19 protein-coding genes are annotated in these 20,896 nt (G+C 70.5%); 7 read left to right on the top strand and 12 right to left on the bottom strand.

Annotated elements, in window-relative coordinates; all coding sequences use genetic code 11:
- Window positions 1-2: 2 nt before the first annotated feature.
- The gene (locus tag ACF1B9_RS17170) at window positions 3-617 is read left to right on the top strand and encodes a TIGR03086 family metal-binding protein (protein ID WP_391740636.1); all 615 of its coding nucleotides are present in this window, start codon (window positions 3-5) and stop codon (window positions 615-617) included.
- Between the two features lie 169 nt (window positions 618-786).
- Here ACF1B9_RS17170 and ACF1B9_RS17165 read toward each other — a convergent pair whose 3' ends face one another.
- Window positions 787-2,916, bottom strand: a complete 2,130-nt coding sequence (locus ACF1B9_RS17165) for a hypothetical protein (RefSeq protein ID WP_391740635.1) — start codon at window positions 2,914-2,916, stop codon at window positions 787-789.
- An 85-nt stretch (window positions 2,917-3,001) separates the two neighbouring features.
- The gene (locus tag ACF1B9_RS17160) at window positions 3,002-3,685 is read right to left on the bottom strand and encodes an alpha/beta fold hydrolase (protein WP_391740634.1); all 684 of its coding nucleotides are present in this window, start codon (window positions 3,683-3,685) and stop codon (window positions 3,002-3,004) included.
- A gap of 61 nt (window positions 3,686-3,746) precedes the next feature.
- On the opposite strand from ACF1B9_RS17160, the gene ACF1B9_RS17155 reads away from it, so the two are divergent.
- The 3 genes from ACF1B9_RS17155 (at window position 3,747) to ACF1B9_RS17145 (ending at window position 6,135) form a co-directional block, all read left to right on the top strand.
- Window positions 3,747-4,586, top strand: a complete 840-nt coding sequence (locus ACF1B9_RS17155; protein ID WP_391740633.1) for a chitosanase — start codon at window positions 3,747-3,749, stop codon at window positions 4,584-4,586.
- A 189-nt stretch (window positions 4,587-4,775) separates the two neighbouring features.
- Window positions 4,776-5,084, top strand: coding sequence for an SH3 domain-containing protein (locus tag ACF1B9_RS17150; RefSeq protein WP_391740632.1), 309 nt, complete (start codon window positions 4,776-4,778; stop codon window positions 5,082-5,084).
- Window positions 5,085-5,256: 172 nt separating this feature from the next.
- On the top strand, window positions 5,257-6,135 hold the full coding sequence (locus ACF1B9_RS17145) for a chitosanase (protein WP_391740631.1): 879 nt from the start codon (window positions 5,257-5,259) through the stop codon (window positions 6,133-6,135).
- Between the two features lie 90 nt (window positions 6,136-6,225).
- On the opposite strand, the gene ACF1B9_RS17140 is transcribed toward ACF1B9_RS17145, so the two are convergent.
- The 9 genes from ACF1B9_RS17140 to ACF1B9_RS17100 form a co-directional block, all read right to left on the bottom strand.
- Window positions 6,226-7,680 (bottom strand): nucleobase:cation symporter-2 family protein, encoded by a 1,455-nt coding sequence (locus ACF1B9_RS17140; protein ID WP_391740630.1) that lies wholly within the window; start codon window positions 7,678-7,680, stop codon window positions 6,226-6,228.
- 246 nt (window positions 7,681-7,926) lie between these two features.
- Window positions 7,927-9,324, bottom strand: a complete 1,398-nt coding sequence (locus tag ACF1B9_RS17135; protein ID WP_391740629.1) for an 8-oxoguanine deaminase — start codon at window positions 9,322-9,324, stop codon at window positions 7,927-7,929.
- 43 nt (window positions 9,325-9,367) lie between these two features.
- The gene (locus ACF1B9_RS17130; protein ID WP_391740628.1) at window positions 9,368-10,765 is read right to left on the bottom strand and encodes a nucleobase:cation symporter-2 family protein; all 1,398 of its coding nucleotides are present in this window, start codon (window positions 10,763-10,765) and stop codon (window positions 9,368-9,370) included.
- A 68-nt stretch (window positions 10,766-10,833) separates the two neighbouring features.
- On the bottom strand, window positions 10,834-11,781 hold the full coding sequence (pucL, locus tag ACF1B9_RS17125) for a factor-independent urate hydroxylase (protein WP_391740627.1): 948 nt from the start codon (window positions 11,779-11,781) through the stop codon (window positions 10,834-10,836).
- 7 nt (window positions 11,782-11,788) lie between these two features.
- Window positions 11,789-12,178, bottom strand: a complete 390-nt coding sequence (gene uraH, locus ACF1B9_RS17120; RefSeq protein ID WP_391740626.1) for a hydroxyisourate hydrolase — start codon at window positions 12,176-12,178, stop codon at window positions 11,789-11,791.
- Window positions 12,178-12,690 (bottom strand): 2-oxo-4-hydroxy-4-carboxy-5-ureidoimidazoline decarboxylase, encoded by a 513-nt coding sequence (gene uraD / locus ACF1B9_RS17115; RefSeq protein WP_391740625.1) that lies wholly within the window; start codon window positions 12,688-12,690, stop codon window positions 12,178-12,180. The genes uraH and uraD overlap by 1 nt, the downstream gene beginning before the upstream one ends.
- 188 nt (window positions 12,691-12,878) lie before the next feature.
- Window positions 12,879-13,256, bottom strand: a complete 378-nt coding sequence (locus ACF1B9_RS17110; RefSeq protein WP_391740624.1) for a helix-turn-helix domain-containing protein — start codon at window positions 13,254-13,256, stop codon at window positions 12,879-12,881.
- Window positions 13,253-13,492 (bottom strand): hypothetical protein, encoded by a 240-nt coding sequence (locus tag ACF1B9_RS17105; protein WP_351073887.1) that lies wholly within the window; start codon window positions 13,490-13,492, stop codon window positions 13,253-13,255. The genes ACF1B9_RS17110 and ACF1B9_RS17105 overlap by 4 nt, the downstream gene beginning before the upstream one ends.
- 108 nt (window positions 13,493-13,600) lie before the next feature.
- The gene (locus tag ACF1B9_RS17100; RefSeq protein WP_391740623.1) at window positions 13,601-14,806 is read right to left on the bottom strand and encodes a lactonase family protein; all 1,206 of its coding nucleotides are present in this window, start codon (window positions 14,804-14,806) and stop codon (window positions 13,601-13,603) included.
- Between the two features lie 224 nt (window positions 14,807-15,030).
- On the opposite strand from ACF1B9_RS17100, the gene ACF1B9_RS17095 reads away from it, so the two are divergent.
- The 3 genes from ACF1B9_RS17095 to ACF1B9_RS17085 all read left to right on the top strand — a co-directional run bounded on the left by ACF1B9_RS17095 (window position 15,031) and on the right by ACF1B9_RS17085 (window position 18,487).
- The gene (locus ACF1B9_RS17095) at window positions 15,031-15,870 is read left to right on the top strand and encodes a TIM barrel protein (RefSeq protein WP_376271664.1); all 840 of its coding nucleotides are present in this window, start codon (window positions 15,031-15,033) and stop codon (window positions 15,868-15,870) included.
- 47 nt (window positions 15,871-15,917) lie between these two features.
- The gene (locus ACF1B9_RS17090) at window positions 15,918-16,817 is read left to right on the top strand and encodes a 2-hydroxy-3-oxopropionate reductase (RefSeq protein WP_391740622.1); all 900 of its coding nucleotides are present in this window, start codon (window positions 15,918-15,920) and stop codon (window positions 16,815-16,817) included.
- 212 nt (window positions 16,818-17,029) lie between these two features.
- Window positions 17,030-18,487: a catalase gene (locus ACF1B9_RS17085; protein ID WP_391740621.1), complete on the top strand. Its 1,458-nt coding sequence runs from the start codon at window positions 17,030-17,032 to the stop codon at window positions 18,485-18,487.
- A 471-nt stretch (window positions 18,488-18,958) separates the two neighbouring features.
- Here the strand turns inward: ACF1B9_RS17085 and gcl are convergent, their stop codons facing one another.
- Entirely contained in the window at window positions 18,959-20,734 is a 1,776-nt protein-coding gene (gene gcl, locus ACF1B9_RS17080) for a glyoxylate carboligase (protein WP_391740620.1), read from the bottom strand.
- Between the last annotated feature and the right edge of the window lie 162 nt (window positions 20,735-20,896).

Raw genomic sequence — 20,896 nt, 5'->3', positions numbered from 1 at the left:
GTATGAACAAGCACACGGATACGAACCCGACGATTCCCACAGTCGACCTGGAGCCCGCGGCCCGGCAGATCGCCGACCTGCTTCCCGGCATCCATGAGCAGCAGCTGGCCGGCCCGACGCCCTGTCCCGACTACACGGTGCGGGAGCTGCTCGCCCACGTGGTCGGGCTGGCCACGGCCTTCCGCGCCGCGGCGCGCAAGGAATTCGGGCCGATGACCGACACCGCCCCGGACACCGCGCTTCCGGTTCTCGCCGAGGGCTGGCGCGAGGCGTTGCCGACGCTGCTGGACGAGCTGGTGACGGCCTGGCGCGCCCCCGCCGCCCGGCAGGGGATGACCAGGGCCGGCGGCGTGGACCTGCCGGGCGACGTGGCCGCGGTGGTCGTGCTGGACGAATTGGTGATCCACGGCTGGGACCTGGCCCGGTCCACCGGCCAGAAGTACGAGCCCGACGAGGGGAGCCTTCGTGTCTCGCTGGCCATGCTGACCCCCAGCGACGACGTCCCCCGGTCGAAAAGCATCTTCGGTCCGCCGGTTCCGGTGGCGGCCGACGCCCCGCTGGTCGACCGGGCCGTCGCCATGAGCGGGCGTCGCCCGGACTGGCAGCCGGGCGACTGACGGGCGGGGCGGCGGCGGCCTGCCGCCCGCCGAGGCCGACGGGCCGCCCACGCCGCCGGGGGCGCGTCCGAGGCCGGGGATCCGGAGGCGGTGGCCTCGGACGCGGTGGCCGGACGCGGCCCTGCCGGACGCCGGTGGGCGGGCCGCGCCCGAGCGGGCGCGGCCCGGTTCAGCCGAGCACGCGCGCCGCCTCCCGTGCCTGCTCGCGCAGTCGCTCGTCGGCCGGAGCCACCCCCGGTTCCAGGCCCGAGGACACCACCCGCAGATCCCGCTCGGCAAGGGCCCTCAGGCGGGGGCGGTGGTCCTCGATGAGGGCCGTGGGACCGAGAGCGACGAGCGCTTCCAGCGCGGTCACCGCGTCGGCGTCCTCCTCCGCGGAGTCCAGGAGGAGTCCGGCCAGGCGGGGGCCGTCGAGGGACTCGGGCGCGATCGCGTGCAGCGCGAGCACCGCGGCCGGGGTCTGTAGCGGGTCCGTCAGCAGGCCTTCCAGCGCGGGGACCAGTGGGCGGGCCTCGGCTCCGATGCGGGCCGCCACCCGCGAGGCACGGGTGAACGTCCAACGCATCCAAGGCTGTTCGGCTTCCGCGAACACTCCGGCCAGCACCGGCACCGCTTCCTGCGCCCCGCCGGTGATCCGCCACAGGGCCGCGGCGATCTCGACGTCGCCGTCCAGCTGCGGGATGGTGCGGTCCCCCTCCGGTGCGCTGAGCGCGGACCGCAGAGCGGGCACCAGGCCGGCCGCCTCCGGGCCCAGCTCGGCGGCCAGGCCCGCGGCCTCCCGGATGCCATGACCGCCGTGGGCGAGCCGGGCGGAGACCGCCGTCACCAGCGGGCCGGTCTCCCCGGTCAGTTCGCGCACGGCCCTCGCCGCGGCAAGCCGTTCGTCCCCCGCCCCGGAGCGAGCCGCGGCGGTCAGGAGCTCCGCCGTCGCCGCGCACTGCTCCGGTGGGCAGACCGCGGCCAGCGCCTTCGGAACGGCTTTCGGGAACCTCGGCAGCGCGGAGCGCAGTTCGGGCAGGGCGGCGGACGCCCGGCTCCCCCAGGCGGCGAGGAGGGACACGAGCAGGAACGGCTCGTTGGCGTCGAGGTCGTCCGCCCCCAGCCTGGTACGGATCGCGTCCAGCAGTGCGGAGTCGTACGGGAACGAGGCGTCGGCCGTACGCCCGATGGGAAAGCCGCACGCCTCGCCGAGCGCGCGTGGGCGCTGTCCCAGGTCGCGTGCCAGGAGCGGCGCGGCCCGCTCCGGCGCCACGGCGACGAGCGCTTCCAGGGCCCGGTCCGCCCGGTCGCCCTCCCCCGCGGCGAGCCGGACCAGCGCCGGAGCGGTCGCCGCGGCGTGGGGGCCCAGTTTCTTGAGGAGCGAGTACATCGCCGGTACGGAGGCCGGGTCGGCGGCCAGCGCCTCCACGGGTGCGACCAGCCGCTCCGGGGCACACCGCGAGAGCCGACAGGCGGTCTCGGCCGCCCACAGCGCCTCCTCGCGCACCTCGGGCAGCGGGCTGCGCAACGCGGCATCGAGCAGGGCGTACGCCGCTTCGCGGTCCGCGTCGGTGTCGCGGAGCAGCAGCGCTTCGACGACGTACTGCAATGGTTCGTTCCGCGTCAGGTCCAGACGGCCCTCGACCAGCCCGTCCGCGGGCAGGAGGGACAGCATCGCCTCATGGTGCGCGAGGTCCCAGGACAGTGCGGCGTCCACGCACGCGAGCAGTGCCGCGATCCGCACCTCGGCGGGCTCGGCCGCGCCCATGGCCCCGCTCAGCTCGGCAACTGTTCCCGCCGGATCCAGATGGGCCATGGCCCCCAGGATCTCGGCCCGCACGAGGGGATCCTTCTCCGCCTTCCGGCGCCGTCGGAGCACCGGCAGCACCCGACCGGCCGCCCCGGTCATCGCCGCGGCCCACACAGCGGCCTGCCGCGTCCCGGCCTCCTCGGCATCGACCGCCGGAAGAATCAGGGGCAGTTGGCCGATGACGGCCGCCCGGCACGCGGCTTCGTCGGTGTCGCCCCGGTCGTCCCCGCTCTCCGCTATTCCGCCGAGCAGGGCCAGGAGATCCTCCGTGCGGTGCCCGGCCCCGGCGAGCCGTGCCAGATACGGCACGGCTCGGGCCGTCGCCTCGTAGACCGACCCCTGGTGCAGGATGCTGCCGTACAGCTCGGAGACCGCCTCGGACGCGGCTTCCCCGTCGTCCCCGGCGAGCGCCCGCAGGCAGTCGGGCACGTCGGCGGCGCTGCCGTACGCATGCTGCAGCTCGGCCCACGGCTGGGCGTCGACATCGGCGAAGAACGGTGCGAGTTCCATGAAACGGATCATGGCACCCGGCACTGACAACGCCCTCGGCCGACGGCGAAGGACTCGCAGGACAGCGCTCCGCCGCCGCGGCCCGTCAGCTGGTGAAGAACTCCGTGATCTGCTGGGCCACCTGGTCGGGGTGGACCTCGTGCACCCGATGACCGCCCGCGATCGTGATCAGCCGGCAGTCGGGGATCAGCGAGGCCATGTCCTGCAGACGTCCCTGGGGCATGGTGGACTCCGGGCCGCCGGCGATCATCAGCGTCGGCGCGACGATCTCCCCCAGTCCCGCCGCCCACTCCGGATCGGGCTCGGCCACCTGGGCCCGGACGGGAGCGACGACGGCCCAGTCGTAGTCCACCGGCCCCTCCGGCTCGGCGGCCGGCTTCGGCTCGCTCGGGAACGGCGGCGGGGTCTCCACCAGCACCAGCCGCTCCACCCGGTCCGCGTGCTCCTGGGCGAGCAGATGGGCGACGACGCCGCCCATCGAGTGGCCGACCAGGCCCACCCGGTCGAGTTCGCACTCGTCGAGGAAGCCGAGCACGTCGTCCCGCATCAACTCGAAGGAGTACTCGTCCGGCCAGTCGCTCTCACCGTGGCCGCGCAGGTCGAGGGCGTACACCCGCCACTCCTCGCCGAGCAGGCTCCCGGCCGCCTCCCAGCTCGCGGCCGAGCCGCCGAGGCCGTGCAGCAGGACCACCGGCGAACCGAAGGGGTCGCCCCAGGTCCGATACGCCAGCCGTACATCGCCGATATCCACAACAGACTGATCTTCCATACTCATGACGCTACAGCCGAATCGGTGTGGACCATTCCGCGCGGCCTGGCAGGGTTGGGGCATGAAGATCGTTCCCCGCCCGCTGCCCGTCGCCTTCACCGCCGCGGTCGCCACCGCCGTCATGGCCGTCTCCGTGCTCTCCGGATGCTCGGCGGGCGGGCCCGCCGACGGGGGATCCGACGCCGGGCTCGACGATCCGGCGAAGAAGGAGATCGCCATGCAGTTGGTCTCCAGCGCCGAGAACTCCTCGCTCGACTGGAAGGCCCAGTACAAGTACATAGAGGACATCGACGACGGCCGCGGCTACACCGCGGGCATCATCGGCTTCTGCTCCGGCACCGGCGACATGCTGAGGGTCGTCGAACGGTACGTGAAGGCACGTCCGGGCAGCCCGCTGGCACGGTTCGTGCCCGCCCTGCGGGCCGTGCGGGGCAGCGACGCGCACGACGGTCTGGGCCGCCCGTTCACCGAGGCCTGGGCCGAGGCCGCCGCCGACCCCGCCTTCCGGTCGGCACAGGACGCCGAGCGCGACCGGTCGTACTTCGACCCCGCGGTCGCCCGCGCCGAGGCGGATGGACTCGGTGCCCTGGGGCAGTTCGTCTACTACGACGCGTATGTGATGCACGGGTACGGCGACTCGGACGACGCGGCCGGCTTCCGTACGATCCGGCGCGAGGCCCTCTCCGCGGCTGCTCCCCCGGCGCGCGGCGGGGACGAGACGGTCTATCTGAACGCCTTTCTCGACGCCCGTGTCGCAGCGATGCGGAAGGAGGCCGCGCACTCCGACACCAGCCGGGTCGAGACGGCCCAGCGGGTGTTCGTGAAGGAGGGCAGGCTCGGGCTGGAGACGCCGCTGCGATGGCGGGTGTACGGCGACAGCTACCGGATCGACGCCCGCTAAACCTGCGATCGACGGGCACGGGAAGCATCCGGAGCGTTGACCGCGTACGCCGGTACGCACGTGGCACGACCTGCGCTTTCACTCCTGCGCAGAGGGTGATCCGGACCCGTGACCCGGTGGTCGGCGACGCCGTTGAGGCCGACGAACGGCACACGCGGATGTGGGCCGGAAAACGGAGGAGAGAACCGCATGATGAAGAAGATGATGCCGGCCGCGTTGGTGCTGATTGCCGGTATCGGGCTGGCCGTGAGCCCCGCCGCCCAGGCCGTGCAGAGCCCCGCGGCCGCACCGGCCGCGAAGGCACCGGCCGCGGTCTGCACCGTCAACGACAACGGGGTGAACTTCCGCGGCGGACCGGGCAACGACTACCCGGTCCTCGGCCAGGTGAACCGGGGCCAGAACCTCAACTACCGCGGCAAGCAGGGCAACTGGGTCATGGGTGACCTGTGGGGCGGTCCCACGGGCGTCTGGATCCACACGGCGTACCTGAACTGCTGAGGCCCACACGTCCCGGCCCCGCACCGCGCCTGCCGCGCGGTGCGGGGCCTTGCCGCGTTCCGGCGGAATGTTCTCAACTCACCTGTGTCGTAGGGGTGTACGACGCCCGCCCCACCCTGATAGGAAAGCTTCCTAACAGATGATGGAACGACGAACTCCCTTTGGAGGACTGGTGCACACCCCCCATAAGCGCACCGCACGTCGCAACACCCGCTCCGTACGCATCGCTGTCATCACGGTCGGACTGGCCCTCACGGCGATACCCGTCAGCGCCTACGCCGGTGGCCCCTCGCACCAGGCGGTGCCCCAGCGGACGACGGTCGCCCGGCAGGCCGCCGCCGTGACCGGGCTCGACGATCCCGCGAAGAAGGAGATCGCCATGCAGTTGGTCTCCAGCGCCGAGAACTCCTCGCTCAACTGGAAGGCCCAGTACAAGTACATCGAGGACATCGACGACGGCCGCGGCTACACCGCGGGCATCATCGGCTTCTGCTCCGGCACCGGCGACATGCTCGACCTCGTCGAGCTGTACACCCAGCGCAAGCCGGGCAACGTCCTCGCGAAGTACCTCCCCGCGTTGCGGAAGGTCAACGGCACCGACTCGCACAGCGGTCTCGACCCGAACTTCAAGAAGGACTGGGTGACCGCGGCGTCCGACTCGGCGTTCAAGCAGGCCCAGAACGACGAGCGGGACCGGGTGTACTTCAACCCTGCCGTCAAGCAGGGCAAGGCGGACGGCATCGGCACGCTGGGCCAGTTCGCGTACTACGATGCCATCGTCATGCACGGTGACGGCGGCGACAGCACCGGCTTCAGCGCCATCCGCAAGCGGGCCCTCACCAAGGCGAAGCCGCCGGCCCAGGGCGGCAACGAGGTGACGTACCTCAACGCCTTCCTGGACGCCAGGGTCTGGGCGATGCAGCAGGAGGAGGCCCACTCGGACACCAGCCGGGTGGACACGGCCCAGCGGGTCTTCCTGAAGAAGGGCAACCTCGACCTGAACCCGCCGCTCGACTGGAAGGTGTACGGCGACAGCTTCCACATCGGCTGACGCACGCCGGCCTGGGCCGTGGCGCGTACGGCAGCACCCGCGAGGGTCGCCGTCCGCGCCACGGTGCCGTGCCGGACAGTGCTCTTCTCGTCAGTGTGCGGCGACCGGGGCCGGGGCCGCCGGGCTCGACTCCGGCTCCGACGGTTCCTGATCCGGCTTCCTTCCGAGGTGGTTGAAGGCCAGGTTGAGCACGATCGCCACGACGCAACCGGTGGATATCCCGGAGTCCAGCACGACGAGCAGATCCTTCGGGAACGCGTGGTAGAAGTCCGGCGCCGCGATCGGAATCAGCCCGACACCCACGGCCGCCGCCACGATCAGCGCGTTCTCGCCCTTCTCCAGCGCGGCGGTCGCCAGCGTCTGGATGCCGCTCGCGGCGACCGAGCCGAAGAGCACGATGCCCGCGCCACCGAGGACCGGCAGCGGGACGAGCGCGATGACGGACGCGGCGACGGGGACCAGCCCGAGCACGATCAGGATGCCGCCGCCCGCGGCCACCACGAAGCGGCTGCGGACCTTGGTCATCGCGACCAGCCCGATGTTCTGGGCGAACGCGCTGCACATGAAGCCGTTGAAGAGCGGGCTGACGGCACTGCCCAGGGTGTCGGCGCGCAGGCCGCCCTCGATGGTCCGCTCGTCCGCCGGACGGCCCACGATCCGGCCGAGGGCCAGCATGTCCGCGGTGGACTCGGTCATGCAGACCAGCATCACGATGCACATGGAGACGATCGCGGCGGCCTCGAACTGCGGTGCCCCGAAGTGGAACGGCGTCGGGAAGCCGACCAGGTCGGCATCCTTGATGGCGCCGAAATCGGTGATGCCGACCGGTATCGCGATCAGCGTTCCGGCGACCAGTCCGAGCAGGATGGCGATCTGCTGGAGGAAGCCGCGCAGCAGTTTGCGCAGGGCGAGCACGATCACCAATGTGACCGCCGCCATGGTGATGTTGGTCGTCGAACCGTAGTCACCGGCCCTGGCGTTGCCGCCCTGCGACCAGTTGAAGGCGACCGGCAGCAACGAGACGCCGATCAGGGTGATCACGGTGCCGGTGACGACGGGCGGGAAGAAGCGGACCAGCTTGCAGAAGTACGGGGCGAGCAGGAAGCCGAGCAGCCCGGCGACGATGATCGCGCCGAAGATGACGGCGATGCCGTCGTGCCCGCGGTCCTTTCCGATCGCCACCATCGGGGTGACTCCGGCGAAGGAGACCCCGTTGACGAACGGCAGCCGGGCGCCGATGCGCCAGATGCCGAGCGTCTGGAGCAGGGTGGCCAGACCGGCGGTGAAGAGGCTCGCCCCCATCAGGAAGGCGGTCTCCTTGGGAGTGAGTCCCACGGCGGGGCCCACGATCATCGGCGGGGCCACCACACCCGCGTACATCGCGGCCACGTGCTGGAGACCGCTGGTGAACATCTTCAGTGGGGGGAGCGTTTCGTCGACCGGGTGTTTCCGGTCGGCCGAGGCCGGTTCGGTGAGGGGGTCGAGCGGGGGGTCGGCGTCGGGTGCTGCGACTGCGTCGTTGCGAAACCTGGGCGTAGCTGCCACGGCGGTTCCTCCGGTCGGTTGCACGTCTGCGGTGACGTGGGTGTCAGGGAGGTGGTGCAAGCGGTGCGTTGGTGCAGGAGGGGCAGGTCGTGCAGCTGGTGCGGCAGCTTTCTTCACCGGTACGGGGGGCGCGTGCGTGCGAGCACGCGCCCCCTGCACCGGCTGCCGTGGACCCCGCTCGGGTCCACGGCGGCCGGCCGAGGGCCGTCCCCCTCGGCCGACCGGTATCGGGGGTGCTCCGGAGGGTCAGGCTCCGGCGGCGATCTGCGCGAGGCGGCGGGCCTCGTCGCGAGTGGCGCGGGCGATGGCGTCCTCGTCCGCGGTGATGAGGTGGTTGTCCTCGACGACGGGCTTGCCGTTGACGAGCGAGAGGGTGACGGGGGCCGCGGCGCCGAAGACGAGTGCGGTCACCGGGTCGGCGATCGAGGCGTGGGCGAGGGTGTCGAGCTTCCAGAGCACCAGGTCGGCGAGCTTGCCGCGCTCCAGGGAGCCGATCTGGTCGGCGCGGCCCAGTACCTGGGCGCCGCCGTACGTTCCCAGGCGCAGGGCCTGGCGGGCGTTCAGCGCCTTCTCGCGGTGGGCGCCGAGACGGTTGATGAGGAGGGCGTTGCGCAGTTCGGTGTGGAGTTCGCCGGACTCGTTGGAGGCGGTGCCGTCGACACCCAGGCCGACCGGGACCCCCGCGGCGAGCATGTCGGGCACCCGGGCGATGCCCGCGGCGAGCCGGGCGTTGGACGAGGGGCAGTGCGCGACGCCGGTTCCGGTACGGGCGAAGGCGGCGATGTCGGAGTCGTTCATATGGACGCAGTGCGCCATCCACACGTCCTCGCCGAGCCAGCCGGTCGACTCGAAGTAGTCGGTCGGGCCCATCCCGAACAGCTCGTGGCAGAACTTCTCCTCCTCCACGGTCTCCGAGCCGTGGGTGTGCATGCGCACTTCCTTACGGCGCGCCAACTCGGCTCCCTGACACAGGAGTTCGGTGGAAATGGAGAAGGGCGAGCAGGGCGCGGCGGCGACCTGGGTCATCGAGTCGAAGGAGGCGTCGTGGTGTGCGTCGATGGTCGCCTCGGTGCCGGCGAGCGCGCCGTCGAGCGTCTCGACGGCGAAGTCCGGCGGCAGCCCGCCGTCCTTCACGCTGCGGTCCATGGAGCCCCGGGCGAGGGTGAACCGTACCCCCATGTCGCGGGCGGCCCCGATGATGGCGCCGGACAGATCGCCGGAGCCCTGCGGGTAGACGTAGTGGTGGTCCATGGCGGTGGTGACACCTCCGCGGGCCATCATGGCGAGAGAGCCCTGCGCGGCGGCGCGGACCATCGGCTCGTCGATGCGCGCCCACGTCGGGTACAGCGCGACCAGCCAGTCGAACAGATTGTGGTCGGTGGCCAGACCGCGGGTGATCCACTGGTAGAAGTGGTGATGGGTGTTGATCAGGCCCGGCGTGACCAGATGTCCGGTGCCGTCGATGCGGCGTACGACGTTCTCCAGGCCCTCGGGTGCCCGGCCCGCACCGATGGACTCGATGCGGTTGCCCGCGACGACGACATGGCCCGAGGCGTACTCGGTGTCGTCGGCGTCGACGGTCGCGATCGAACAGTTCTCGATGACGATGCGTTCCACGTACTCATGAGCTGCCGATGCTGCCATGGTGCTTCCTTCTCTTTTCCGGCGATGCGGGCACGGCAGGACCCTAGGAGGATTTGAGTGCCACGGCCTGGCGACCGTGGGTGCCGAGATGGTGGAAGAACAGGTTGAGCAGGACCGCGACGAGCGCGCCGGCGCTGATTCCGGAGCCCAGCACGGTCTGCGCCCAGGACGGGAACCCCGCGTAGAAGCCGGGCGCGGCGAGCGGGATGATGCCCGCGCCGAGCGCCACGGCGACCAGGATGATGTTGGAGCTGTCGTCGAGGCCGGCCTCGGAGAGCGTACGGATGCCGCTCACCGCGATCGAGCCGAACAGGACGATCCCGGCGCCGCCGAGCACGGGCATCGGCACGAGCGAGACGACCGCGCCGAGCACCGGGAAGGCGCCCAGGACCAGCAGCGCCCCGCCCGCGGCCGCGACGACGTAGCGGCTGCGCACCTTCGTCAGGGACACCACGCCGACGTTCTGCGCGAAGGCGCTCGTCGGGAAGCCCCCGAAGACCGGGCCGAGCAGGGTGGCGATGCCGTCGGTGCGCAGTCCGCGGGTGATGGTCCGGCCGTCGGTGCGCCGGTCGCAGATCTCGCCGAGCGCCAGCATCCCGGCGGAGGACTCGGTCATCAGGACGAGCATGACGATGCAGAGCGAGAGGATCGCGGCGGGCCGGAACTCCGGGGCACCGAACGCGAAGGGCGTGGGGAGCGCGGCGACCGGTGCGGACTTCAGCGCGGAGAAGTCGGCGAGCCCGAACGGGATCGCGGCCAGAGTGCCGATCAACAGACCCACGAGCAGGGCGACCTGCTTGAGGAAGCCGCGTCCGAAGCGCTGGATCAGCAGAATGACGACGAGAGTGAAGGCGGCCAGCGCGAGGTACTTCATCGCACCGAAGTCGGTGGCGTTCCTGTCGCCCCCCTGGGCCCAGGAGACCGGGACGGGCATCAGGGTGACCCCGATGAGGGTGATGACGACGCCGGTGACCAGCGGCGGGAAGAAGCGCAGCAGCCGGCCGAAGAACGGTCCGACGGCCAGGCAGAAGCCTCCGGCGACGAGCACCGCCCCGTAGATCGCGGGGAGTTGGCGGCCCGGCGCGCTGGTCTCGGCGATGGCGAGCATCGGGGCGATTCCGGCGGAGGACGCGGCGTTGACGAACGGCAGCCGGTTCCCTGCGAAGCCGCCGATGCCGAGGGTCTGCAGGATGGTGGCACATCCGGCGATCAGGAGGCTCGCCGCGATCAAGCGGGTCATGCCCGCCGTGTCGAGGCCGACGGCCTGGCCGATGATGAGCGGAGGGGTGACGACGCCCGCGTACATGGCGGCGATGTGCTGGAGCGCGGCGGGGACGAGCCGCGAGGGGCGGAGCTTTTCGTCCACCGGATGGACCGAGGTCTCCGGCGGGGTGGGACACGGGCCTTCTGCTTCTGCCGGCCCGAGTGCAGGCTGTGCCATGGGAGTTCCCTCCGGTCCGGCCGGTCCCCGCCCGGCTGCGTGCGGGCGGGGACGGGCTCAGCGCCGCGTCAGAGGTTGGTCATGTCGACCGGGATCTGCGGCTCGACGCCGTCCCGGAGGACGGTGGCCTCGATCAGGCCGTACGGGCGGTCCGCCGCGAAGTAGACCTCGTTGTCGTTCTTGAGCCCGAACGGCTCCAGATCCACGAGGAAGTGATGGCTGTTCGGCAGTGAGAAGCGGATCTCGTCGATCTCGCTGCGGCTGTTGATGACGCGCGAACCCATCTGGTAGAGGGTCTGCTGCAGCGAGAGGGAGTACGTCTCGGCGAAGGCCTGCAGGATGTGCTTCTTGGCCTGCGCGTACGACTTCTCCCAGTTGGGCATCCGGTCGGCGTCGCTGGTCCAGTTGTAACGCCAGACGGTGGATACGTCGGTGCACAGGATGCGGTCGTACGCCTCTTTCAGCGTCGTGTACTTGTCCTTGACGTAGCCCCAGAACTCCGAGTTGGTGGAGTTCATGACCGTGAGGTCCTTGAGGCCGGAGATGACCTGCCACTTCTCGCCGTCGAAGGTGATCTGCGTGGTGCGCAGTTCCTGTCCCTTGCGGGCGAAGGAGTGGTTGACCTCGTCCGAGCCGATGAACCTGGAGTTGTTGTCCGAGGTCGCGATGCGCTCCCAGGAGTACTCCTGGATCCGGATGCGCGCGACCTTGATCGGCTCCTGCGACGTCACGAAGTGACGGGCGAGGTGGATGCCGAACTGCTCGGCGGACTCGATGCCGTACTCCTTGGCGAACGCGAACACCGTGTTCTTGGTGGTGTCCGTCGGCAGGACGTTGGCGTTGGAGCCGGAGTAGTGCACGTCCTCCATGTCGCCGGAGAGCGCGACCGAGACGTTCAGGTCCTTGATGTGATGGGTGTCGCCGTCCCGCGTGATCCTGACGACGCGGTTCTCTGCTTTGCCGTACTGGTTCTGGCCGAGGATCACAGGGCGGGGGCGGTGGGAATCGGCGGTCATGTCGGTGCTAGCTCCCTCGGTAAACGGAGTAGCCGAACGGGTTGAGCAGCAGCGGTACGTGATAGTGCTCGCCCGGCTCGACGGCGAAAGTGATCGCCACCTCCGGGAAGAACGCACCGCTGTCCCTTACGCGGGGGGCGTCCTGCTGCGCCTCGGCTTGCTTCTTGGAGAAGTACGTCGCGACCTCGAAGTCGAGCCGTACGTGGGTGGTGCCTTCCGGCAGGGCCGGCAGGTCCTTGCAACGCCCGTCCGCGTCGGTCGCGGAGCCACCGAGCGTCACCCACTCGGCTTCGCGGCCCGAGCGGGCCGCCAGCGTGATGGCGACGCCCTCGGCGGGGCGTCCGACGCTGGTGTCCAGGATGTGCGTGGACACCGATGCGATGGTTTCGGTACTCATCAGTCCTTGTCCTCTTCCACAAGACGGGTCAGCCGGATTCGGTTGATCTTCCCGAGTTCGGTGCGCACGTGTCCGCGCTCCTGCTCGGGCGAGTTCCCGATCCGGGACTTCACCGCGTCGCGCATCTGCTCACCGGTGGCTCCGGTGGCACAGATCAGGAAGACGTGTCCGAACCGTTCCTGGTAGGCCAGGTTCAGTTCGAGCATCTCGGCCTTGAGTTCCTCGGTGGCACCGGCCATCCCCCGCTGTTCACGGGAGGAGGTCGGGTCTCCGGGCTTCGGGCGGCCGATCGGCGGGTGGCCGGCCATCGCGTCGGCCAGATCCTTGGGGGTCAGTGCGGCCGTGGCGGCGTCACTGGCCGAGAGAAGGGCTTCCGCGGTGGCGTACGGGCGCCGGGAGAGGATCGCTCTTCCCCACGCCGCACTGGCACACACCTCGTGCAACGCGGTGGTGGCCTCGTCGTCCGCCAGGGTGTTGAACCGGGCGAGGCCCGGTGTGGAGCTCGAAGTCACGGGAACCTCCGTGGCTGTTTTCGCTGTGCGTACTTCGCGTCGCGTCGGTCGGGCTGCGGATAGCTAACGCCCTCCGCAACACCACGTCAACACTTTGTTGAAATTACTCGAATACAAAAAGCCGTCGCCCGGCGATCCGGGCGACGGCTCCGGCGAGCCTCCACGGCTTCGCTCACCTACGGCCTCAACTACTCGCCTTTGGCGGCATTTTCCCTGTTGAGGTAGTTGTAGACGGTGAAGCGGCTGACCCCCAGTGCACCCGCCACGGTCTCCACACCGTGCCGCACGGAAAAGGCACCACGTGCCTCCAGAGTCCGCACCACCGACTGTTTGGCCTTGCGGTCGAGCTCGGCGAGGGGCATGCCGAGGCGGCGTTCCATGGCGGCCAGGATGTGGTCGAGCGACTCCGAGAGCTGGGGCAGCCGGACGGCTATGACGTCCTCACCCTCCCAAGCCAGCACGATGTCGTCGGCCTGCGCCTGATCGGGCCCGAGCAGCTCGGCGCCCATGGCGTCGACGAGCGGCTTGACCGCGGTGACGAGGGGGTGGTCCGCCGGTTCGGTCACTTCGACTCCTCCCCGATGACGTTGACCTGGAGCGACACCCGGGTGGCACCCGATGCCAGCGCGCTGCGCAGCAGGGAGTCCACCGCGGTGAGCACCTGGTCCGCGCCGCCCTCCGCCGTGTTGCCGAAGGGACCGACGTCCACGGCGTCCAGGTCGGCCGACTGGATGACCTCGCGGGCCACGACCGCGTGGGCGGGCGCCTCGTCGAGATCGAAGGGCTCGGTGGTGAACTCCACTCTCAAGCGCACTGTGCCTCCCTCATGTTCTCGCCGCGCCTGCGTGAGGCCACGACTCGGGGCCGACCTTAACGGACGGGGGCCGGGGGCGTCCGGTGACGATGCGCCTCAGTCGCGGGACGGGCCCGTCCCCGGGTACGGCAGCACACAGACGGCCACCGGGGCGGGGAAGGCGCCGCCGGTGCGGGTCAGCTTCCCGTCCTTCCCGCCGACCCGGAAGACCGTCACCGTGCTCGACTTCTGGTTGGCCGCGAAGAGCAGCCCTCCGTCCGGCGAGAAGGTGATCTGCCGAGGGAAGTCGCCGCCCACCGGGACGGTGCCGAGCAGCCTCAGCGCGGCCCCGTCGTCCTCGACGGCGTAGCGCGTCAGACTGTTGTGCCCCCGATTGGCCAGGTAGGCGAACCGGCCGTCGCCGGTGACCAGGAACTGCGCCGGAAAGCTGGTCCCGGCACCGGTCCCGGTGGACTGCGGGGCGCCCGGGGACAGGGTGCCGGTGGCGGGGTCGTACCCGCAGACGACGGCGGTGTTGTCGACCTCGCAGGCCAGGTAGGCGTAGCGGCCACCCGGGTGGAACGTGAGGTGCCGCGGCCCGGCTCCGGGGCGCAGGGCCGCGTACGAGACCTGGGCGAGCGTGCCGCGCTCCTCGTCCAGCCGGTACGTGTACACGGCGTCGTTGCCGAGGTCCACGGCGAGGACGTGGCCCCCGTCGGGGGTGGTGATGATCTGGTGGGCGTGCGGCCCGGCCTGGCCGGGGCCGGGCGGTGGTGCCGTGTGGGTGACCAGGTCCGTGCGCTCCCCCAGTGAGCCGTCGTCCCCGATGGGGTGCACCGCGACGCTGCCGGAGGTGTAGTTCGCGGTGAGCAGCCACCTTCCCGTGGGGTGGACGGAGAGATGAGTGGGGCCCGCCCCGCCCGTGCCGCGGGTTCCGAGCACCCGATGGGCGCCGTCCGGCGACAGGGCGAGGGCCGTCACCCCGCCCCGGTCCTGCTCGTCGACCGCGTAGACGGTGGTTCCCGAGGGATGCATCGCCAGGTAGGAGGGGTTGTCGACGCCGGTGATCACGGGGCCGGCGGAGATCGCCCCGCTGATGGCGTCGTACGAGGCCGTGCCGATTCCCCTGCCCCCGCCCTCGGCCGAGGTGTACGTGCCGAGCAACAGCTGCCGGACGGTGCCCGGGCGCGAACCGACCGCGGGCGCGGGGTCCGGTGCGGCCCCCGGAGGCCTGGAGGAGCCGGGCGGGGCGGGGGCCACGGACAGCGCGGCACCGGCGATCAGGGCTCCGAGGACGGTGCGCCGGCTGGTGGCGTGGTTCATGCGAGGCACCTCGTGTGGGGGGTCGGCTGCATCGGACGCACCTGCCACCCTGGCCCGCCCCGGACCCCGTCGGCAACCGGCGCAATTCCGGCCCCACCTCGCAGAACCGGCACGAAGTCACCCCGGCCCGAATTCCGGGCACCCCCTTGACAGGCCTCTCAACGCCAGGCAATCTTCCGTTACGTAGAAACTAACTTCCGCAATACGGAAGGAGCGCAACCCTCATGGGCTACCCGGACCAGCGCTTCGATGTGAACCTTTCGATCCTCTTCACGGAACTCCCGCTCCTGGAGCGTCCCGCGGCCGCCGCCGCGGCGGGCTTCACGGCGGTCGAGCTGTGGTGGCCCTGGATCGAGACCCCCACTCCGCCGCAGGCCGAGCTCGACGCCCTCAAGAAGGCGCTCGACGACGCGGGCACGCAGTTGGTGGGACTGAACTTCTACGCCGGGCAGCTGCCCGGCCCCGACCGCGGCGCGCTCTCCGTGCCCGGCACGGAGTCGGACCGCTTCCGCGCCAACATCGAGGTGGCGGCCGACTTCGCCGCCTCGGTCGGCTGCAAGGCGCTCAACGCGCTCTACGGCAACCGCGTCGACGGCGTGGACCCGGCCACGCAGGACGAACTCGCGCTGGAGAACCTGGTCGTCGCCGCCCGCGCGGCCGACCGGATCGGGGCGATCCTGCTGATCGAGACCCTCAACAAGCCGGAATCGCCGCGCTACCCCCTGGTCAGCGCGCCCGCCGGCATCGAGGTCGTCGACAAGGTCAACGCGGCGACAGGGCTCGGGAATGCGAAGTTCCTGCTCGACCTGTACCACCTGTCGATGAACGGCGAGGACCTCGGCCGGGTCATCACGGAATACGCCGACCGGACCGGCCACGTCCAGATCGCCGACAACCCGGGGCGCGGCGCGCCAGGCACCGGCTCGCTCCCGCTGGAGCAGCTCCTCGACGAGCTGACGAAGGCCGGTTACGACGGCTGGGTCGGTCTGGAGTACAAGCCGGGCGACCGGCCGAGCGCCGAGGCCTTCGAGTGGCTCCCGGTCACCGCGCGGGCCGCCCGCTGAGGGCGGCGGACTCCCCCTCGTACACACGCTTATCGGAAGGCACCCTCATGAGCAACAACCTCCCCAAGGTCGCATGGATCGGACTCGGCATCATGGGCTCCCCCATGTCCGAGAACCTGATCAAGGCCGGGTACGACGTCACCGGTCACACCCTGGAGCAGGTCAAGATCGACCGGCTGGTCGCGGCCGGCGGCACGGGCGCGGGCTCGATCGCCGAGGCGGTCCGGGACGCCGATGTCGTCATCACGATGGTGCCCGCCTCCCCTCAGGTCGAGGCCATCGCGTACGGCCCCGGCGGCATCCTGGAGAACGCGAAGCGCGGGGCACTGCTGATCGACATGTCGTCGATCACGCCGCAGACCTCCGTGGATCTGGCGAAGAACGCGAAGGACAAGGGCATCCGGGTGCTGGACGCCCCGGTCTCCGGTGGTGAGGCCGGCGCGATCGAGGCCGTGCTGTCGATCATGGTCGGCGGCGAGCAGGCCGACTTCGACGCCGCGCAGCCGATCCTCCAGGCACTCGGCAAGACCATCGTGCTGTGCGGGCCGCACGGCTCCGGCCAGACGGTGAAGGCCGCCAACCAGCTGATCGTCGCGGTCAACATCCAGGCGTGCGCCGAGGCGGTCGTCTTCCTGGAGAAGTCCGGCGTGGACCTCGCCGCCGCGCTGGATGTACTGGGCGGCGGACTGGCCGGTTCGACGGTGCTGACCCGTAAGAAGGACAACTTCCTGAAGCGGGACTTCGCGCCGGGCTTCCGGATCGACCTGCACCACAAGGACATGGGCATCGTCACGGACGCCGCTCGCAACGTCGGCGCCGCGCTGCCCGTCGGCGCCGTGGTCGCCCAGCTGGTCGCCTCGCTGCGCGCCCAGGGCGACGGCGGCCTGGACCACTCGGCACTGCTGCGCTCGGTCGAGCGCCTGTCGGGTCGGCCGGTCCAGGCCTGACCGGCCGGGCCCCGCAGGGCCCGGCCACCAGAGACTTCCGGATGGCGTCGGCGCTGACACCTGTCCTGTCGCGCCCAGGCGTCGGCGCCATCCGGAACACCAGACCCTAATTTCAACAAACTGTTGGCGTCGGGTTCGGGGCGTACCTACGCTCCTGGAGCCCTGCACCGTCGCAGTTCAGCAGCTCCCGTACGGAAGGTCGCCCCGACACCATGACGCAGCGTGTGCTTACGACCGAGTCAGGCGCCCCGGTCGCCGACAATCAGAACTCCGCCACCGCCGGCGTCGGTGGCCCGATCCTCCTCCAGGACCAGCACCTCCTGGAGAAGCTGGCGCGCTTCAACCGGGAGCGCATTCCGGAGCGCGTGGTCCACGCCCGCGGTTCCGGCGCGTACGGCTACTTCGAAGTGACCGACGACATCACGGCCTTCACCCGCGCCGACTTCCTCTCCGCGGTGGGCAAGCGCACCGAGACGTTCATCCGCTTCTCGACCGTCGCCGACTCGCTGGGCGGCGCGGACGCGGTGCGCGACCCGCGCGGCTTCGCCCTCAAGTTCTACACGGACGAGGGCAATTACGACCTGGTCGGCAACAACACCCCGGTGTTCTTCATCAAGGACCCGATCAAGTTCCCCGACTTCATCCACTCGCAGAAGCGCGACCCGTTCACGGGCCGTCAGGAGCCGGACAACGTCTGGGACTTCTGGGCCCACGCCCCCGAGGCCACGCACCAGGTCACCTGGCTGATGGGTGACCGAGGCATCCCCGCCTCGTACCGCCACATGAACGGCTACGGCTCGCACACGTACCAGTGGACGAACGCCGAGGGCGAGGCCTTCTTCGTCAAGTACCACTTCAAGACGAACCAGGGGGTGCGCTCCCTCTCCAGCGAGCAGGCCGCCGAACTCGCGGGCAAGGACGGCAATTCGCACCAGACGGACCTGCTGCAGGCCATCGAGCGCGGGGTGAACCCGTCCTGGACCCTGTACGTGCAGGTCATGCCGACCGCCGAGGCCGCCGACTACCGCTTCAACCCGTTCGACCTGACCAAGGTGTGGCCGCACTCCGACTACCCGCTGCAGCGGGTGGGCCGACTGGTTCTCGACCGCAACCCGGACAACGTCTTCGCCGAGGTCGAGCAGGCCGCGTTCTCCCCGAACAACTTCGTGCCCGGCATCGGCCCGTCCCCGGACAAGATGCTCCAGGGCCGGCTGTTCGCCTACGCGGACGCACACCGCTACCGGCTGGGCGTCAACCACACCCAGCTCCCGGTGAACGCGCCGCGCACCGCGGTCGTCGACAACTACGGCCGGGACGGGCTGCACGCCACGCGCAACGGCAAGCGCCACGACAAGAACTACGAGCCCAACTCGTACGCGGGACCCGCCCAGACCGACGCGGCGCTCTCCGCCCCGCTCGCGATCCACGGCTGGACCGGCACCCACGCGGCACCCGCCCACACCAAGGACGACGACTTCTTCCAGGCCGGTGAGCTGTACCGGCTGATGTCCGAGGACGAGAAGGGCCGACTGGTAGCCAACATCGCCGGGGGACTGTCCCAGGTGACCCGCGACGACGTGATCGAGAAGAACCTCGCCCACTTCCACGCCGCCGACGCCGACTACGGCAAGCGCGTGGAGGAGGCCGTCCGCGCCCTGCGCGAGGACTGAGCCTCCCACTGAGCCCTGCTCGCGCCGCGTACCTGGATGAGGGGTCTCGTACGGCGCGGGCAGGACGAGGTCGCGGCGGCCGTGCGATGCCAGTGCGGTGGTGAGGGCAGGGGTGTCCCGCCTCCTGACCTGAAGGAGACGAGGCCCTCCGGCCCGATCGCCGCCGCCGCGACCCCTGTTTCGCTCCACCCGTGCCAGGGCGCGGAGTACGGATACGGTCCCGTACTCCGCGCCCTTCCTCATGTTCCGATCCGCCGGCCACGCGCCCTTCTCCACGTCCCGGCCTCGGACTCGGCACGCCCGTTCACTTTCCGGCACCCGCCCGGCCCGCCGGTCCCGGCCCGCCGGTCCCCGCCCGAGGGGGGTTCCGTTCTCGCACGCCGGCCGACGAGCCGGGTCTCATGCCTGTGGCCCCCGTCCCCGAGTCGGCGAATTCCAGGGGGCGGGGGCCACAGACGGACCGGCGTGCGGTCAGGAGGCCGCGAGCGGGCGGATCGCGGTCGGGGCGTGGGACGGCTCCGTCGCGATGTCCTCGAACTCGTTGACGGACGCGATGTCCGTACCGCTCATCGCGATGTTCGTCACGCGCTCCAGGATGGCCTCGACCACCACCGGCACCCGGAACTCCGCGGCCAGCTTCTTCGCCTCCTCGAAGGCCGGGAGCAGCTGGTCCGGCTCGGTGACGCGGATGGCCTTGCAGCCCAGGCCCTCGACGACCTTGACGTGGTCGACGCCGTAGACACCGAGCTCCGGCGAGTTGAGGTTCTCGAACTCCAGGTTGACCTGGAAGTCGATGTCGAAGTTGCGCTGTGCCTGGCGGATCAGCCCCAGGTAGGAGTTGTTCACCAGGACATGGACGTACGGGATCCGGTGCTGCGCGCCGACAGCCAGCTCCTCCAGCATGAACTGGAAGTCGTAGTCGCCGGAGAGCGCGACGACGCAGCCGTCCGGGTCCGCGGTGGCGACGCCGAGCGCGGCCGGGATGGTCCAGCCGAGCGGGCCCGCCTGGCCGCAGTTGATCCAGTGGCGCGGCCGGTAGACGTGCAGCATCTGCGCACCGGCGATCTGGGAGAGGCCGATCGTGGTGACGTACCGGGTCTCGGGACCGAAGGCCCGGTTCATCTCCTCGTACACCCGCTGCGGCTTCAGCGGCACGTTGTCGAAGTGCGTGCGGCGCTGCAGCGTGGCCCGGCGTTCCTGGGTGGAAGCGGCCCACTCCGAGCGGTCCTTGAGCCGTCCGGCCGCCTTCAGCTCGCGAGCCACCTCGACGAACAGCTCCAGCGCGGCCTTGGCGTCGGAGGCGATGCCGAGATCGGGCGCAAAAATCTTGCCGAGCTGGGTGGGCTCGATGTCCACGTGGACGAAGGTGCGGCCCCGGGTGTAGACGTCGAGCTTGCCGGTGTGGCGGTTGGCCCAGCGGTTGCCGATGCCGAGGACGAAGTCGGACTCCAGGAAGTTCGCGTTGCCGTAGCGGTGCGAGGTCTGCAGGCCGACCATGCCCGCGTTCAGTTCGTGGTCGTCGGCGATGATGCCCCAGCCCATCAGGGTCGGGACGACCGGAACTCCGGTCAATTCGGCGAATTCCACGAGGAGTTCGGACGCGTCGGCGTTGATGACGCCGCCGCCCGCGACGAGCAGCGGACGCTCGGACGCGTTCAGCATCTCCACCGCGCGCTCGATCTGCTTGCGGGTCGCGGCGGGCTTGTGCACCGGCAGCGGCTCGTACAGGTCGGGGTCGAACTCGATCTCGGTGAGCTGGACATCGATGGGCAGGTCGATGAGGACCGGGCCGGGACGGCCGGAGCGCATCAGATGGAAGGCCCGCTGGAAGACGCCCGGGACCTGGGCGGCTTCGAGGACGGTCGTCGCGGCCTTGGTGACGGGCGCCGCGATCGAGGCGATGTCGACCGCCTGGAAGTCCTCCTTGTGAAGCACGGCGGTCGGGGCCTGGCCGGTGATGCAGAGGATCGGGACGGAGTCGGCGATGGCGGAGTAGAGGCCGGTGATCATGTCGGTGCCGGCCGGTCCCGACGTGCCGATGCAGACGCCGATGTTGCCCGGACGCGCGCGGGTGTAGCCCTCCGCCATGTGGGAGGCGCCCTCGACGTGGCGGGCGAGCGTGTGATGAACCCCGCCGGAGGCCTTGAGGGCCGCGTAGAAGGGGTTGATCGCCGCGCCCGGCACACCGAAGGCGTTGCTGACGCCCTCGCGCTTGAGGATCTCAACTGCCGCTCGGGCAGCGGTCATTCGAGGCATTGAGTGCTCCTGCTCGGACCTGGTGGATTCGGGCTCTGTCGCGCCACCTGAGAGCGCCAATTCCGCGTTAATTTCGCATTACGGAAACTTGATTCTGTTATACGGAAGTAAATCTAAAGCGCGGTCGGGCGACCGTCAAGGGAGTCCGGGCGG

Source organism: Streptomyces sp. NPDC014727 (genome assembly GCF_043083485.1).
Taxonomy (GTDB): domain Bacteria; phylum Actinomycetota; class Actinomycetes; order Streptomycetales; family Streptomycetaceae; genus Streptomyces.
The sequence above is the reverse complement of the archived record's forward strand: the minus strand, read 5'-3'. Positions and strand labels throughout refer to the sequence as shown.

Bases quoted from the DNA above. Each gene is read 5' to 3' on its own strand.
- ACF1B9_RS17170 (WP_391740636.1), top strand. From the start codon at position 3: ATGAACAAGCACACGGATACGAACCCGACGATTCCCACAGTCGACCTG.
- ACF1B9_RS17165 (WP_391740635.1), bottom strand. From the start codon at position 2,916: ATGGAACTCGCACCGTTCTTCGCCGATGTCGACGCCCAGCCGTGGGCC.
- ACF1B9_RS17160 (WP_391740634.1), bottom strand. From the start codon at position 3,685: ATGGAAGATCAGTCTGTTGTGGATATCGGCGATGTACGGCTGGCGTAT.
- ACF1B9_RS17155 (WP_391740633.1), top strand. From the start codon at position 3,747: ATGAAGATCGTTCCCCGCCCGCTGCCCGTCGCCTTCACCGCCGCGGTC.
- ACF1B9_RS17150 (WP_391740632.1), top strand. From the start codon at position 4,776: ATGATGAAGAAGATGATGCCGGCCGCGTTGGTGCTGATTGCCGGTATC.
- ACF1B9_RS17135 (WP_391740629.1), bottom strand. From the start codon at position 9,324: ATGGCAGCATCGGCAGCTCATGAGTACGTGGAACGCATCGTCATCGAG.
- ACF1B9_RS17130 (WP_391740628.1), bottom strand. From the start codon at position 10,765: ATGGCACAGCCTGCACTCGGGCCGGCAGAAGCAGAAGGCCCGTGTCCC.
- pucL (WP_391740627.1), bottom strand. From the start codon at position 11,781: ATGACCGCCGATTCCCACCGCCCCCGCCCTGTGATCCTCGGCCAGAAC.
- uraH (WP_391740626.1), bottom strand. From the start codon at position 12,178: ATGAGTACCGAAACCATCGCATCGGTGTCCACGCACATCCTGGACACC.
- ACF1B9_RS17100 (WP_391740623.1), bottom strand. From the start codon at position 14,806: ATGAACCACGCCACCAGCCGGCGCACCGTCCTCGGAGCCCTGATCGCC.
- ACF1B9_RS17095 (WP_376271664.1), top strand. From the start codon at position 15,031: ATGGGCTACCCGGACCAGCGCTTCGATGTGAACCTTTCGATCCTCTTC.
- ACF1B9_RS17090 (WP_391740622.1), top strand. From the start codon at position 15,918: ATGAGCAACAACCTCCCCAAGGTCGCATGGATCGGACTCGGCATCATG.
- ACF1B9_RS17085 (WP_391740621.1), top strand. From the start codon at position 17,030: ATGACGCAGCGTGTGCTTACGACCGAGTCAGGCGCCCCGGTCGCCGAC.
- gcl (WP_391740620.1), bottom strand. From the start codon at position 20,734: ATGACCGCTGCCCGAGCGGCAGTTGAGATCCTCAAGCGCGAGGGCGTC.